Genomic DNA, 15,189 nt, shown 5'->3' on the forward strand with positions numbered 1-15,189 from the left:
CATCTCATAAAAAACGGGAGCCTTCTGGCTCCCGTTGTCACTTAACCCGTAATCTGGATTACATGTTCGCGATAATCGCGTCGCCAAACTCTGAGCATTTCAGCAGCTTAGCGCCTTCCATCAGACGTTCAAAGTCATAGGTCACGGTCTTGTTGTTGATCGCGCCTTCCATCCCTTTCACGATCAGGTCTGCGGCTTCGAACCATTCCATATGACGGAGCATCATCTCTGCGGAGAGGATGATAGAGCCAGGGTTCACTTTGTCCTGACCTGCGTATTTCGGTGCAGTACCGTGGGTCGCTTCGAACAGCGCGCACTCATCACCGATGTTCGCACCAGGGGCGATACCAATACCACCAACCTGTGCTGCCAGGGCATCAGAAATGTAGTCACCGTTCAGGTTCATACAGGCAATGACGTCGTATTCAGCAGGACGCAGCAGGATCTGCTGCAGGAACGCATCGGCGATCACATCTTTAATGATGATCTCTTTACCGGTGTTCGGGTTCTTAATCTTCTGCCATGGGCCACCGTCGATCAGCTCACCACCGAACTCTTCCGCCGCCAGCTGGTAGCCCCAGTCCTTGAACGCGCCTTCGGTGAACTTCATGATGTTGCCTTTATGAACCAGCGTCACAGAGTCACGGTCGTTGGTGATCGCGTACTCGATGGCCGCACGCACCAGACGCTTGGTGCCTTCTTCGGAGCATGGCTTAATGCCGATACCGCAATGTTCCGGGAAGCGAATTTTCTTCACGCCCATCTCTTCGCGAAGGAATTTAATCACTTTTTCTGCGTCAGCAGAGTCCGCTTTCCATTCGATACCTGCATAGATGTCTTCTGAGTTTTCGCGGAAGATAACCATGTCAGTCAGTTCAGGGTGCTTAACCGGGCTTGGGGTGCCCTGGTAGTAACGAACCGGACGCAGACACACGTACAGGTCCAGCTCCTGACGCAGTGCCACGTTCAGGGAACGGATACCGCCGCCAACTGGCGTCGTCAGTGGGCCTTTAATAGCAACGCGGTAGTCGCGGATCAGGTCCAGCGTTTCAGCTGGCAGCCAGACGTCCTGGCCATAAACTTGCGTAGATTTTTCACCGGTGTAAATTTCCATCCAGGAAATTTTACGCTCGCCTTTGTAGGCTTTCTCAACAGCGGCATCAACCACTTTCAGCATTGCCGGGGTAACGTCTACACCGATACCGTCGCCTTCGATGAACGGAATAATCGGGTTGTGAGGAACGTTAATCTTGCCGTTTTGCAGGGTGATCTTTTTACCTTCCGCCGGAACAACTACTTTGCTTTCCATTAACCTCTCCTTCGAGCGCTTCTGGTTGTTACTGATCTTATGTTAATAAATTGTAATGAGCCTCCCGATAGTACCTGATTGTCCGGCACCATGAAAGGTCTTCGTTATTGGGCTATAATGCGGCAATTGATAAAGTCTGAAAATACCATGAAGAAAACTTCTTTTAGAAATCACCGGGTTGAGCGATTCAGCTCGCGACAAGCCGCCAGAAAACCGCAAGAAACCCAGCCAAAGCGGGTCATATTGTTCAATAAACCCTACGATGTATTGCCGCAGTTTACCGACGAGGCCGGGCGCAGCACGCTGAAGGATTACATTCCCGTTCAGGGCGTCTATGCCGCCGGGCGGCTGGACCGGGACAGCGAAGGCCTTCTGGTGTTAACCAATGATGGCGCGCTACAGGCGAAACTCACTCAGCCGGGCAAACGCACCGGTAAAATTTACTTCGTCCAGGTTGAAGGTGAGCCGGATGAAGCAGCGCTGGCGACATTACGCAACGGCGTCACGTTGAACGATGGCACGACCTTGCCTGCAGGCATTGAGCGGGTTAGCGAGCCTGAATGGCTGTGGCCGCGTAATCCCCCCATTCGCGAGCGCAAATCCATTCCGACAAGCTGGCTCAAAATTACCCTATATGAAGGCCGCAACCGTCAGGTGCGCCGGATGACTGCGCATGTCGGTTTCCCTACCCTGCGCCTGATTCGCTACGCCATGGGCAATTACACGCTGGAAACACTGGCAAACGGTGAGTGGCGCGACGTTGCCCCTTAAGGAGACACTATGTTCAAACCGCATGTCACCGTTGCCTGCGTCGTTCACGCGCAGGGGAAATTTTTGGTCGTGGAAGAGAGCATCAACGGTAAAGCACTGTGGAACCAGCCTGCCGGACATCTCGAAGCGAACGAAACGCTATTGCAGGCCGCCAGGCGCGAGCTGTGGGAAGAGACCGGTATCCGCGCCGAACCTCAGTATTTTATTCGCATGCATCAGTGGATCGCGCCTGACCATACGCCTTTCCTGCGCTTTTTATTCGCCATTGAGCTTAGCGAAACGTGCGCCACTGAACCGCACGATGACGATATCGATCGCTGCCTGTGGGTGACCGCAGACGAGATCCTGAGCGCATCAAACCTGCGTTCACCGCTGGTTGCCGAAAGTATCCGCTGCTGGCAGTCAGGCGCACGCTTGCCGCTGGATGTCATCGGAGAATTTAACTGGCCGTTTACAGAGGGTGTCAATGGTGGGGGGGCGTGATAGAATACGCCGCCTTGAAGTTCAATGTCGTGAGTATTCCATGTCAGATAACAGCCAGAAAAAAGTGATCGTCGGCATGTCCGGCGGTGTCGATTCCTCCGTTTCCGCCTACCTGTTACAGCAACAGGGCTATAAGGTGGAGGGCCTGTTCATGAAGAACTGGGAGGAAGACGATGGCGAGGAATACTGCACTGCCGCTGCGGATCTCGCCGATGCGCAGGCCGTGTGCGACAAGCTCGGCATTGAACTGCACACCGTTAACTTTGCCGCAGAATACTGGGACAACGTCTTCGAACTCTTCCTTGAAGAGTACAAAGCGGGCCGTACCCCGAACCCGGACATTCTGTGCAACAAAGAGATCAAATTTAAAGCCTTCCTGGAATTCGCCGCAGAAGATCTGGGCGCAGACTACATTGCGACCGGTCACTACGTGCGTCGCGCAGACGTGAATGGCAAAAGCCAACTGCTGCGCGGTCTGGACGGCAATAAAGATCAGAGCTATTTCCTCTATACGCTGAGCCACGAACAGATTGCCCAAAGCCTGTTCCCGGTCGGCGAACTGGAAAAGCCGGAAGTGCGTAAAATCGCCGAAGCGCTGGACCTGATCACCGCGAAGAAAAAAGACTCCACCGGTATCTGCTTTATCGGCGAGCGTAAATTCCGCGACTTCCTGGGACGTTACCTGCCAGCACAGCCGGGCAAAATTATCACCGTTGATGGCGATGAAATTGGTCAGCATCAGGGGCTGATGTATCACACGCTCGGCCAGCGTAAAGGGCTGGGCATCGGCGGTACCAAAGACGGTAGCGAAGATCCGTGGTATGTGGTCGACAAAGATGTCGAAAACAATATTCTGATTGTGGCCCAGGGCCATGACCATCCGCGTCTGATGTCCGTTGGCCTGATTGCGCAGCAATTGCACTGGGTTGATCGCGAGCCGCTTAAAGGCACACTGCGCTGCACGGTGAAAACGCGCTACCGTCAGACCGATATTCCATGCACCGTTACCGCGCTGGACGACGATCGTATTGAAGTCCGTTTCGACGAACCGGTTTCCGCCGTTACCCCTGGTCAGTCTGCCGTCTTCTACAGCGGCGAAATTTGCCTGGGCGGTGGGATCATTGAACAGCGCCTGCCGCTGCCTGCTGTTTAACACGATTGCACACATAAAGGAGAGCGTGTGGCGAAGAACTATTACGACATCACCCTGGCGCTGGCGGGAATTTGCCAGTCTGCCCGTCTGGTGCAACAGCTGGCGCATCAGGGTCATTGCGACGCTGACGCCCTGCACGTTTCACTCAACAGCGTTATCGATCTTAACCCCGGCTCCACGCTGGGTGTGTTCGGTGGCAGTGAAACCAATCTTCGTCTCGGTCTTGAAACGTTGCTCGGCGTGCTCAACGCCAGCAACCGTCAGGGATTAAACGCAGAACTGACCCGCTACACGTTAAGCCTGATGGTGCTGGAGCGTAAGCTGAGCGCAGCGAAAGGTGCGCTGGATACGCTTGGCGATCGCATCGCCGGCCTTCAGCGTCAGCTTGACCATTTTGACCTGCAGTCCGAAACGCTGCTGAGTGCGATGGCCGGTATTTATGTCGACGTGATAAGCCCGCTGGGTCCGCGTATCCAGGTCACCGGCTCCCCTGCCGTGCTGCAAAGTCCACAGGTTCAGGCGAAGGTTCGCGCCTCGCTGCTGGCAGGCATTCGCGCCGCCGTGCTGTGGCACCAGGTTGGCGGTGGCCGCCTGCAGTTAATGTTTTCTCGTAATCGCCTGACGACTCAGGCAAAACAAATTCTTGCTCATTGTTAACCTCCCGGAGTTGCGAATTATGGAATTATCCTCACTGACCGCCGTATCCCCTGTCGACGGACGCTACGGCGATAAAGTCAGCGCGCTGCGCGGGATCTTCAGCGAATATGGCCTGCTGAAGTTCCGTGTTCAGGTTGAAGTACGCTGGCTGCAAAAGCTGGCCGCCCAGGCAGCAATCAAGGAAGTTCCTGCTTTTGACGAAAAGGCAAACGATTACCTTGATAAAATCGTTGCTGAGTTTAGCGAAGACGATGCAGCGCGCATTAAGACCATCGAACGCACCACTAACCACGACGTGAAAGCGGTTGAGTATTTCCTGAAAGAGAAAGTCGAAAGCGTCCCTGCCCTGCACGCGGTCTCTGAATTTATTCACTTCGCCTGTACCTCTGAAGACATTAACAACCTGTCTCACGCGCTGATGCTCTCCACCGCGCGTAAAGAAGTGGTGCTGCCTTACTGGCGTAAAATTATCGATGCGGTTAAAGCCCTGTCTGTGGAATACCGCGACATTCCGCTGCTTTCCCGTACTCACGGCCAACCTGCTACGCCATCCACGATGGGTAAAGAGATGGCGAACGTGGCGTACCGCATGGAGCGTCAGTATCGTCAACTGGAGCAGGTTGAGATCCTCGGTAAAATCAATGGTGCAGTCGGTAACTACAACGCCCACATCGCCGCTTACCCGGAAGTGGACTGGCACCAGTTCAGCGAAGAGTTTGTGACCTCGCTGGGCATTCAGTGGAACCCGTACACCACCCAGATTGAGCCGCACGACTATATTGCCGAGCTGTTTGACTGCATCGCGCGCTTCAACACCATTCTGATCGACTTCGACCGTGACGTGTGGGGCTATATCGCCCTGAACCACTTCAAGCAGAAAACCATCGCCGGTGAAATCGGTTCTTCCACCATGCCGCATAAAGTGAACCCGATCGACTTCGAAAACTCCGAAGGCAACCTGGGCCTGGCAAACGCCGTACTGCAGCATATGGCGAGCAAACTGCCGGTTTCCCGCTGGCAGCGTGACCTGACCGACTCCACCGTTCTGCGTAACCTGGGCGTGGGCATTGGCTACGCGCTGATCGCGTATCAGTCCACCCTGAAAGGCGTGAGCAAGCTGGAAGTGAACCGTGACCGTCTGCTGGACGAGCTGGATCACAACTGGGAAGTGCTGGCAGAGCCGATCCAGACCGTAATGCGTCGCTACGGCATCGAAAAACCGTACGAAAAACTGAAAGAGCTGACCCGCGGCAAACGCGTTGACGCCGAAGGTATGAAACAGTTTATCGACGGTCTGGAACTGCCAGAAGAAGAGAAAACGCGCCTGAAAGCGATGACCCCGGCAAACTATATTGGCCGCGCCATCACTATGGTTGACGAGCTAAAGTAATCGCCCTCTCCCCCTTTCCGCCCGGAAAGGGGTTGCTTTCCCCTAGTTTACTCAATGTTTATACCCACAACAACATAATCAGCGTTAAACTATTCATACCATTTATTTAGGGAGAAGAGATGATGCGCGTATTGGTTGTTGAGGATAACGCATTGCTACGCCATCACCTGAAGGTGCAGCTTCAGGAGATGGGACATCAGGTGGACGATGCCGAAGATGCAAAAGAAGCCGATTATTATCTCAATGAACACTTACCGGATATCGCCATCGTCGATTTAGGATTGCCGGATGAAGACGGGTTGTCGCTGATCCGTCGCTGGCGCAGTCATGACGTTTCCCTGCCCGTTCTGGTCCTCACCGCCCGCGAAGGCTGGCAGGACAAAGTTGAAGTGCTGAGCGCAGGTGCAGATGACTATGTCACCAAGCCGTTTCATATTGAAGAGGTCGCCGCCCGTATGCAGGCGCTATTGCGCCGTAACAGCGGGCTGGCCTCACAGGTCATCTCCATTCCGCCTTTCCAGGTAGATCTCTCGCGTCGTGAATTTTCCATTAACGATGAAGTGATCAAGCTGACCGCGTTCGAATATACCATTATGGAAACGCTGATCCGCAACAGCGGTAAAGTCGTGAGTAAAGATTCCCTTATGCTCCAGCTTTATCCGGATGCTGAGCTGCGCGAAAGTCACACCATTGATGTGTTGATGGGACGCCTGCGCAAAAAAATCCAGGCGCAGTATCCGCAGGACGTGATCACGACCGTGCGTGGCCAGGGCTACCTGTTTGAATTACGCTAGATGAAACGGATTTTGCGCCACATTCTGCCGCTCTCGTTACGGGTCCGCTTCCTGCAGGCAACCGCTGCCGTGGTGCTGGTGCTGTCGCTCTCCTACGGGATGGTAGCACTGGTCGGGTATAGCGTGAGCTTTGATAAAACCACCTTCCGCCTGTTACGCGGCGAAAGTAACCTGTTTTATACCCTGGCGAAGTGGGAAGATAATCGCATCAGCGTGGAAATGCCGGAAAACCTGAACCAGCAAAGCCCAACTCTGGCGCTGATTTACAACGAGAAAGGTCAGTTGCTGTGGGCGCAGCGTGACGTGCCGTGGCTGGTAAAACGCATCCGCCCGGAATGGCTCAAAACCAATGGTTTCCATGAGATAGAGGCCGATCTCAACTCAACCAGTGCATTACTGCGTGACGATCGTTCTCTCCAGCAAAAGCTGAATGAGATCCGCGAGGAAGATGATGACACGGAAATGACCCACTCCGTCGCCATTAATCTCTATCCTGCCACGATGACTATGCCGCAGTTGACTATTGTGGTGATCGACACAATTCCGGTTGAGCTTAAACGCTCCTATATGGTCTGGAGCTGGTTCGTGTACGTTCTGGCCGCTAACCTGTTGCTGGTTATTCCGCTGCTGTGGGTTGCAGCCTGGTGGAGCCTGCGTCCGATCGAATCGCTTGCCAAAGAGGTGCGCGAACTGGAAGAGCACCATCGTGAGAAGCTCAACCCGGAAACCACGCGCGAGCTGACCAGCCTGGTGCGAAATCTTAACCGTCTACTGAAAAGCGAGCGTGAACGTTACGACAAGTACCGCACCACGCTCACCGATCTTACACACAGCCTGAAGACGCCGCTGGCGGTAATGCAAAGTACGCTGCGTTCAATGCGCAGCTCAAAACTGAGCGTCGACGATGCCGAGCCGGTTATGCTGGAACAAATCAGCCGTATTTCGCAGCAAATCGGCTACTACCTGCACCGTGCCAGTATGCGTTCCGGTAGCGCGTTATTAAGCCGGGAATTGCACCCGGTTGCACCGTTACTGGATAACCTGACCTCCGCGCTGAATAAGGTTTACCAGCGCAAAGGCGTGAATATCAGTCTTGATATCTCACCGGAAATCAGCTTTGTCGGTGAGAAAAATGACTTTATGGAAGTGATGGGCAATCTGCTCGACAACGCCTGTAAATATTGTCTGGAATTTGTGGAAGTGTCAGCGCGCCAGACGGATAACGAACTGCATATTATCGTTGAGGATGATGGCCCCGGCATTCCGCGCAATAAACGCGACCTTGTTTTCGACCGGGGCCAACGCGCCGATACGCTACGTCCGGGCCAGGGCGTGGGATTATCCGTGGCACGTGAGATTGTTGATCAGTACGATGGCAAAATTGAAACCGGCGAGAGTTTACTCGGCGGAGCCAGAATGGAAGTTATTTTTGGCCGTCAGCAGCCCACATCGAGCGATAGTTAAGCCGTTATGCGAAAAATGCGAGGTTCTCGCCCCCAGGCTCCTGAGCTTCCGTTATAATCCGTCTCAGTAAGAGCCTGCGGAATAAAAAAATATGGATTATCACTTAACGCTTAACTGGCCCGATTTTATTGAACGCTACTGGCAAAAACGCCCGGTCGTTCTGAAACGCGGGATCAGCAATTTTGTCGACCCTATCTCCCCTGACGAGCTGGCCGGTCTGGCGATGGAAAATGAAGTGGACAGCCGCCTGGTGAGCCACCAGGACGGGAAGTGGCAGGTCAGCCACGGTCCTTTCGAAAGCTACGATCACCTGGGGGAAAACAACTGGTCTTTACTGGTTCAGGCGGTTAACCACTGGCACGAGCCTACCGCAGCCTTAATGCGTCCGTTCCGCGCCCTGCCCGACTGGCGGATGGACGATCTGATGATCTCCTTCTCCGTGCCGGGTGGTGGCGTTGGCCCACATCTGGATCAATACGACGTGTTTATCATTCAGGGCACCGGCCGTCGTCGCTGGCGTGTGGGCGAGAAAGTGCCGATGAAACAGCACTGCCCACACCCTGATCTGCTCCAGGTCGATCCGTTTGAAGGGATCATTGATGAGGAGCTGGAACCGGGAGATATTCTTTATATCCCGCCAGGATTCCCGCATGAAGGTTACTCGCTGGAAAATTCACTGAACTATTCAGTCGGTTTCCGCGCACCCAGCGGTCGCGAGATGATCAGCGGTTTTGCTGATTACGTTCTGCAGCGTGAACTGGGAAGCTACCGCTACAGCGACCCGGATGTCCCTGCACGTGAACATCCTGCCGACATTCTGCCGGAGGAGCTGGATAAACTGCGCGGCATGATGCTTGAGCTGATCAACGAGCCTGAGCATTTCAGACACTGGTTTGGCGAGTTTATCAGCCAGTCGCGTCACGAGCTGGACGTTGCGCCGCCGGAGCCACCTTATCAGGCTGACGAAATTTATGATGCACTACAGCAGGGTGACAAGCTGGCTCGTCTCGGCGGGTTACGCGTACTGCGCATTGGTGAAGATGTTTTCGTTAACGGCGAGAAGCTGGATTCCCCACACCGCCCGGCTCTGGAAGCCATCGCCAGCCATCTGGTGCTGACGGCAGATACCTTTGGTGACGCGCTGGAAGATCCGTCCTTCCTCGCTATGCTTGCCGCGCTGGTGAACAGCGGGTATTGGTTCTTTGAGGACTGAGTCGCTTTAATGCCCGGTGGCGCTTCGCTTACCGGGCCTACAAAACCCACGAATGTAGGCCGGGTAAGGCGTAGCCGCCACCCGGCTTTTTACTTCCGCTCCCCCGCCACAAAATCCTCGATCTCCCCCGCCCAATCCGCCGGATACAACCCTTCACGCACGTCCCGATGAAACGTTGAAAACGGCCAGTCGATGACCTGGCTGACATAGCCGTGCTTTACCGGATTAATGTAGATGTAATCCATGTGCCGCCGGTAATCCTCTTCATGACGAATAGTGTGCTCCCAGAAACGCGGCTGCCAGACATGGCGCATCTCAATATTGCGGCTGAACGTTTTTTTGATATCCCGCCAGCGGGCGGAGAAGTCACTGTCGCCTTCCGGTAACGTCCAGATACAGTGCATATGTTCGGGTAAAATAACCCAGGCATTAATGATGAAGGGCTTTGAGCGTTTTACGGTTGCGGTGGCAGCACGCAAGCTGTCGATATGGCGGGTAAGCAAATCGCTCTGACGATTTTGCAGGTTGACGGTGAAGAACCAGGTCCCTCCGGGGACGTAATGGCGACGGTAATTTGACATTGGCACTCCTTGCCTGAATGCCGGGTGGCGGCTTCGCCTTACCCGGCCTACATTCTGATCGTAGGCCCGGTAAGCGAAGCGCCACCGGGCGAGTTCTCAACGTTTCGCCGTCAACTCCGCAATCCGCACAATCACTTTAACCGCTTTCTCCATCCCTTCCAGCGTCACGAACTCATGTTTTCCGTGGTAGTTGTAGCCACCGGTAAACAGGTTCGGGCACGGTAGTCCCATGAAGGAAAGCTGCGAGCCGTCAGTGCCGCCGCGAATCGGCTTTAACTGCGGTTCAATATCGCAATCACGCATCGCCTGTTGAGCAATATCCAGAATGTGCGGATGCGCCATGACCTTTTCACGCATATTGTAATAGCTGTCCTCAATGATCAGCTCAATATAGCAATCCGGATGCAGCCCCTTGCCGACCTTCTTCGCAATTTCCATCATCTTACGCTTGCGCGCTTCAAAGGCTTTACGGTCGAAATCGCGGACAATGTAGTGCATTTGCGCACTGTCCACGGTACCTTTGATGCTGGTGAGGTGATAAAAACCTTCGTACCCTTCCGTCATCTCCGGGCTCTCTTCAGCCGGCACTTCGGCATGAATGCGGGATGCCAGCGACAGCGCGTTCACCATCACGCCTTTAGCAGAGCCAGGATGGACGTTGTTACCCACGATTTTGATGGTAATTGACGCCGCATTGAAGTTTTCATACTCCAGCTCGCCCACGCCACCGCCGTCAACGGTATAAGCCCACTGCGCATTAAAGGCGTCGACGTCGAAGTGTTTCGCGCCTTTGCCCACCTCTTCATCTGGCGTAAAGGCCACACGAATATCGCCATGCGGAATATTTTTACCTTTCAGTACCGCTAGCGCCGTCATAATTTCGGCGATGCCCGCTTTATCATCGGCCCCCAGCAGCGTTTTACCGTCGGTGGTGATCAGCGTCTGTCCCAGCAGTTGATGCAGCACCGGGAACATCACCGGAGACAGCACTTCGTCGCCAATGCCCAGCGCAATATCGCCGCCGCGGTAGTTTTCAACAATCTGCGGATTCACATGCTTACCGCTGAAATCCGGTGAGGTATCAACATGGGAGATAAAGCCAATCGCCGGAATATCTCCGTCGACATTCGCAGGCAGCGTTCCCATCACAGTGCCTTTATCGCTTAACGTGACATTGACCAGCCCCAGGGCTTCAAGCTGCTCTTTCAGCAGGTTTAATAATTTCCACTGGCCTTCGGTGCTCGGCACCTGTCGGACACCCGGTTTAGATTGGGTATCCAGCGAAACGTACTGTAAAAAACGCTCAAGTAATTTATCCATGCAGTCACCCTCACTTTTTGTGACAACATTATCAGTAAGCATCAAAACGCAAATATTGCGTCAGGTCACTTTTATCCCGCAAACGAGAATATTTTCCGTTTATGTCGTTATGCGTTAATAAATGTAGCTTATGAATCAGTGACAAGGATTGGCGATTCAACGGGTTTGCCGTAGAATGTCCGCCCTCATTACGAGTCACCAAGGTGGTTACACACAAACCCCGCTTCGGTCTGCGGCCTGAAGCGTCTATATGGGACAGTGCAAAAATTGAATACACAATCCCGTTCCCTTTCACCGCTGGTGCAACTGGAACGAATTCGTAAAAGTTTTGATGGCAAAGATGTCATTTCCGACCTGAATCTGACCATCAACGACGGTGAGTTTCTCACGCTGCTTGGCCCTTCTGGCTGCGGCAAAACAACCGTACTGCGCCTTATCGCCGGGCTGGAAAGCGTCGATAACGGCCACATCCATCTTGAGAACCAGGACATTACCCAGGTTCCTGCCGAAGATCGCCACGTCAATACCGTCTTTCAGAGCTACGCCCTGTTCCCGCACATGACGGTATTTGAGAACGTGGCGTTTGGCCTGCGGATGCAAAAAACGCCGGCAAATGAGATCCCGCCGCGCGTCACCGAAGCCCTGAGAATGGTGCAACTGGAAGAATTTGCCCAGCGAAAACCTCACCAGCTTTCCGGCGGCCAGCAGCAGCGTGTTGCCATCGCGCGTGCGGTGGTCAATAAACCGCGTCTGCTTCTGCTGGATGAATCCCTCTCTGCGCTGGATTACAAACTGCGTAAGCAGATGCAGAACGAGCTGAAAGCGCTGCAGCGTAAGCTCGGCATTACCTTTGTCTTCGTCACTCACGATCAGGAAGAGGCCCTGACCATGTCCGATCGCATTGTGGTCATGCGCGACGGCAAAATCGAGCAGGATGGCACCCCGCGTGAAATCTACGAAGAGCCGAAAAACCTGTTTGTCGCCAGCTTCATTGGCGAAATCAATATCTTCAACGCCACGGTGATCGAACGCCTGGACGAACAGCGGGTTCGCGCTAATGTTGAAGGACGCGAATGCAATATTTACGTCAATTTTGCCGTCGAGAGAGGACAAAAGCTCAACGTCCTGCTGCGTCCGGAAGATCTCCGGGTCGATGAGATCCACGACAGTCGCGAAGCCGAAGGGCTGATTGGCTATATCCGCGAGCGCAACTACAAAGGGATGACGCTTGAATCCGTCGTTGAACTCGAAAACGGCAAGATGGTGATGGTCAGTGAGTTCTTTAACGAAGACGATCCTGATTTCGACCACTCGCTGGATCAGAAAATGGTTATCAACTGGGTAGAAAGCTGGGAGGTTGTACTGGCTGATGAAGAACACAAGTAAATTCCAGAATGTGGTGATTACCACGATCGTCGGTTGGCTTGTGTTGTTTGTCTTTTTACCCAACCTGATGATCATTGCCACCAGCTTCCTGACCCGCGACGACGCAAACTTCGTCAAGCTGGTCTTTACACTGGACAACTACTCGCGCCTGCTCGATCCGCTCTATTTTGACGTGCTGCTGCACTCGCTCAATATGGCGCTGATCGCAACTATCGCCTGCCTGGTGCTGGGGTATCCTTTCGCGTGGTTCCTTGCCCGCCTGCCGCAGAAGGTGCGCCCGCTGCTGCTGTTTTTACTGATTGTGCCGTTCTGGACCAACTCTTTAATCCGCATCTACGGGCTGAAAATCTTCCTCAGCACAAAGGGCTATCTCAACGAGTTTTTGCTCTGGCTGGGTGTGATTGATACGCCAGTACGCATCATGTTCACGCCGGGCGCGGTGATCATCGGTCTGGTTTATATCCTGTTGCCGTTTATGGTCATGCCGCTCTACTCCAGCATTGAAAAGCTCGATAAACCGCTGCTGGAAGCGGCGAAAGATCTGGGTGCCAGTAAGCTGCAAACCTTTGTCCGCATTATCATTCCGCTGACCATGCCCGGCATTATCGCGGGCTGTTTGCTGGTGATGCTGCCCGCGATGGGGCTGTTTTACGTCTCCGATCTGATGGGTGGTGCGAAAAATCTGCTGATCGGAAACGTGATTAAGAGCCAGTTCCTGAACATTCGCGACTGGCCGTTTGGCGCGGCCACCAGCATCACGCTGACCGTGGTGATGGGGCTAATGCTGCTGGTTTACTGGCGTGCTTCGCGCCTGCTGAATAAGACGGTGGAACTCGAATGATCGGTCGACTGCTTCGCGGCGGTTTTATGACCGCCATTTATGCTTATCTTTATATTCCGATCATCATTTTGATCGTGAACTCGTTTAACAGCTCCCGCTTCGGGATTAACTGGCAAGGCTTTACGACCAACTGGTATAGCCTGCTGATGAACAATGACAGCCTGCTGCAGGCCGCTCAGCACTCGTTGACGATGGCGATCTTCTCTGCCACCTTCGCCACGCTGATCGGCTCGCTGACTGCCGTGGCGCTCTACCGCTACCGTTTTCGCGGTAAACCGTTCGTCAGCGGGATGCTGTTTGTGGTGATGATGTCGCCGGATATCGTCATGGCCATTTCGCTTCTGGTGCTGTTTATGCTGCTGGGCATCCAGCTTGGCTTCTGGTCGCTGCTGTTTTCTCATATCACCTTCTGCCTGCCGTTTGTGGTGGTCACTGTGTATGCACGCCTGAAAGGGTTCGATGTACGCATGCTGGAGGCGGCGAAAGACCTGGGTGCCAGCGAGATGACGATCCTGCGCAAAATCATCCTGCCGCTGGCGATGCCTGCGGTCGCGGCAGGCTGGCTGCTCAGCTTCACCCTGTCGATGGATGACGTGGTGGTTTCCTCTTTCGTGACCGGGCCGAGTTATGAAATTCTGCCGTTGAAGATCTATTCGATGGTAAAAGTTGGCGTTTCACCAGAGGTGAACGCGCTGGCGACCATTCTGTTGGTGTTGTCGCTGGTTCTGGTAATTGCCAGCCAGGTTATTGCTCGTGATAAAACAAAATCTCAGGGGACAATGAAATGAAAAAAATGCTTGCCGCTGCGGCACTGGTGTTCGGAATGAGCGCCGCGCACGCTGATGACAGCAAAACGCTCTATTTCTATAACTGGACAGAGTATGTGCCGCCAGGCCTGCTGGAGCAGTTCACTAAAGAGACGGGCATCAAGGTTATCTATTCCACCTATGAGTCGAATGAAACCATGTATGCCAAGCTCAAAACGTACAAAGACGGCGCTTACGATCTGGTTGTTCCCTCGACCTATTTCGTCGATAAGATGCGCAAAGAGGGCATGATCCAGAAGATCGACAAAACAAAGCTAACCAATTTTTCAAACCTCGACCCGGAGATGCTTAACAAGCCGTTCGACCCGAATAACGACTATTCGATTCCTTACATCTGGGGCGCGACGGCTATTGGGGTTAACAGCGATGCCATCGATCCAAAAAGCGTGACCAGCTGGGCCGACCTGTGGAAACCGGAATACAAAAGCAGCCTGCTGTTAACCGACGACGCGCGTGAAGTGTTCCAGATCGCGCTGCGCAAACTGGGCTATTCCGGCAATACGACCGATCCGAAAGAGATTGAAGCGGCGTATAACGAGCTGAAAAAACTGATGCCAAACGTGGCGGCATTCAACTCTGATAACCCTGCGAATCCGTATATGGAAGGCGAAGTGAATCTCGGGATGGTGTGGAACGGCTCGGCGTTTGTTGCGCGTCAGGCCGGGACACCACTGGAGGTGGTCTGGCCGAAAGAAGGCGGGATTTTCTGGATGGACAGCCTCTCTATTCCAGCAAATGCGAAAAACGTAGACGGTGCGCTAAAGCTGATTAACTTCCTGCTGCGCCCGGATATCGCAAAACAGGTTGCGGAAACCATCGGCTACCCGACGCCCAACCTGGCGGCGCGTAAGCTGCTAAGCCCGGAAGTCGCGAACGACAAGTCGCTCTACCCGGATGCCGAAACCATAAGCAAGGGTGAATGGCAGAATGACGTTGGTGACGCGAGTCGCCTCTACGAAGAGTATTACCAGAAATTAAAAGCAGGCCGTTAAGTTTACAA

General features: G+C 53.8%; 15 protein-coding genes. 12 read left to right on the plus strand and 3 right to left on the minus strand.

From position 1 onward, the window contains the following. Positions 1-58: 58 nt before the first annotated feature. Positions 59-1,309 carry an NADP-dependent isocitrate dehydrogenase gene (gene icd / locus ABGB15_RS12635; protein WP_152084247.1) on the minus strand — a complete coding sequence of 417 codons (1,251 nt, stop codon included), beginning with the start codon at positions 1,307-1,309 and terminating at the stop codon, positions 59-61. 117 nt (positions 1,310-1,426) lie between these two features. Here icd and rluE point away from each other — a divergent pair, with 117 nt between their 5' ends. From rluE to ABGB15_RS12675, 8 genes are all read left to right on the plus strand, one after another. Then, on the plus strand, positions 1,427-2,080 hold the full coding sequence (rluE, locus tag ABGB15_RS12640; protein WP_215722894.1) for a 23S rRNA pseudouridine(2457) synthase RluE: 654 nt from the start codon (positions 1,427-1,429) through the stop codon (positions 2,078-2,080). Positions 2,081-2,089: 9 nt separating this feature from the next. Beyond that, positions 2,090-2,563, plus strand: a complete 474-nt coding sequence (locus ABGB15_RS12645) for an NUDIX hydrolase (RefSeq protein ID WP_215722895.1) — start codon at positions 2,090-2,092, stop codon at positions 2,561-2,563. Positions 2,564-2,603: 40 nt separating this feature from the next. Next, positions 2,604-3,716: a tRNA 2-thiouridine(34) synthase MnmA gene (gene mnmA, locus ABGB15_RS12650; protein WP_215722896.1), complete on the plus strand. Its 1,113-nt coding sequence runs from the start codon at positions 2,604-2,606 to the stop codon at positions 3,714-3,716. A gap of 27 nt (positions 3,717-3,743) precedes the next feature. Then, entirely contained in the window at positions 3,744-4,373 is a 630-nt protein-coding gene (hflD, locus tag ABGB15_RS12655; RefSeq protein WP_112009388.1) for a high frequency lysogenization protein HflD, read from the plus strand. A gap of 19 nt (positions 4,374-4,392) precedes the next feature. Continuing rightward, the gene (gene purB / locus ABGB15_RS12660) at positions 4,393-5,763 is read left to right on the plus strand and encodes an adenylosuccinate lyase (protein ID WP_215722897.1); all 1,371 of its coding nucleotides are present in this window, start codon (positions 4,393-4,395) and stop codon (positions 5,761-5,763) included. A 122-nt stretch (positions 5,764-5,885) separates the two neighbouring features. Next, positions 5,886-6,557: a two-component system response regulator PhoP gene (phoP, locus tag ABGB15_RS12665; RefSeq protein WP_152084494.1), complete on the plus strand. Its 672-nt coding sequence runs from the start codon at positions 5,886-5,888 to the stop codon at positions 6,555-6,557. Continuing rightward, complete coding sequence (gene phoQ, locus ABGB15_RS12670; RefSeq protein ID WP_369064189.1) at positions 6,558-8,021, plus strand: two-component system sensor histidine kinase PhoQ; 1,464 nt, start codon at positions 6,558-6,560, stop codon at positions 8,019-8,021. 91 nt (positions 8,022-8,112) lie between these two features. Further along, on the plus strand, positions 8,113-9,234 hold the full coding sequence (locus ABGB15_RS12675; RefSeq protein WP_152084242.1) for a cupin domain-containing protein: 1,122 nt from the start codon (positions 8,113-8,115) through the stop codon (positions 9,232-9,234). Positions 9,235-9,323: 89 nt separating this feature from the next. On the opposite strand, the gene ABGB15_RS12680 is transcribed toward ABGB15_RS12675, so the two are convergent. After that, positions 9,324-9,815, minus strand: coding sequence for a transposase (locus ABGB15_RS12680; RefSeq protein ID WP_215722955.1), 492 nt, complete (start codon positions 9,813-9,815; stop codon positions 9,324-9,326). Between the two features lie 96 nt (positions 9,816-9,911). After that, on the minus strand, positions 9,912-11,135 hold the full coding sequence (pepT, locus tag ABGB15_RS12685; RefSeq protein WP_152084240.1) for a peptidase T: 1,224 nt from the start codon (positions 11,133-11,135) through the stop codon (positions 9,912-9,914). 258 nt (positions 11,136-11,393) lie between these two features. Here pepT and potA point away from each other — a divergent pair, with 258 nt between their 5' ends. Genes potA through potD form a run of 4 tightly spaced genes read left to right on the plus strand, consistent with a single transcriptional unit; the run spans position 11,394 to position 15,181 of the window. After that, the gene (gene potA / locus ABGB15_RS12690; protein WP_152084239.1) at positions 11,394-12,521 is read left to right on the plus strand and encodes a spermidine/putrescine ABC transporter ATP-binding protein PotA; all 1,128 of its coding nucleotides are present in this window, start codon (positions 11,394-11,396) and stop codon (positions 12,519-12,521) included. Then, complete coding sequence (gene potB / locus ABGB15_RS12695; protein ID WP_152084238.1) at positions 12,505-13,362, plus strand: spermidine/putrescine ABC transporter permease PotB; 858 nt, start codon at positions 12,505-12,507, stop codon at positions 13,360-13,362. The genes potA and potB overlap by 17 nt, the downstream gene beginning before the upstream one ends. After that, positions 13,359-14,150 (plus strand): spermidine/putrescine ABC transporter permease PotC, encoded by a 792-nt coding sequence (gene potC / locus ABGB15_RS12700; protein ID WP_152084237.1) that lies wholly within the window; start codon positions 13,359-13,361, stop codon positions 14,148-14,150. The genes potB and potC overlap by 4 nt, the downstream gene beginning before the upstream one ends. Beyond that, a complete protein-coding gene (potD, locus tag ABGB15_RS12705) occupies positions 14,147-15,181 on the plus strand; it encodes a spermidine/putrescine ABC transporter substrate-binding protein PotD (RefSeq protein ID WP_152084236.1) in 1,035 nt (344 codons plus the stop codon). The genes potC and potD overlap by 4 nt, the downstream gene beginning before the upstream one ends. Positions 15,182-15,189 lie beyond the last annotated feature (8 nt).

Source organism: Enterobacter sp. MALB-1 (assembly GCF_041021625.1).
GTDB lineage: Bacteria > Pseudomonadota > Gammaproteobacteria > Enterobacterales > Enterobacteriaceae > Enterobacter > Enterobacter oligotrophicus.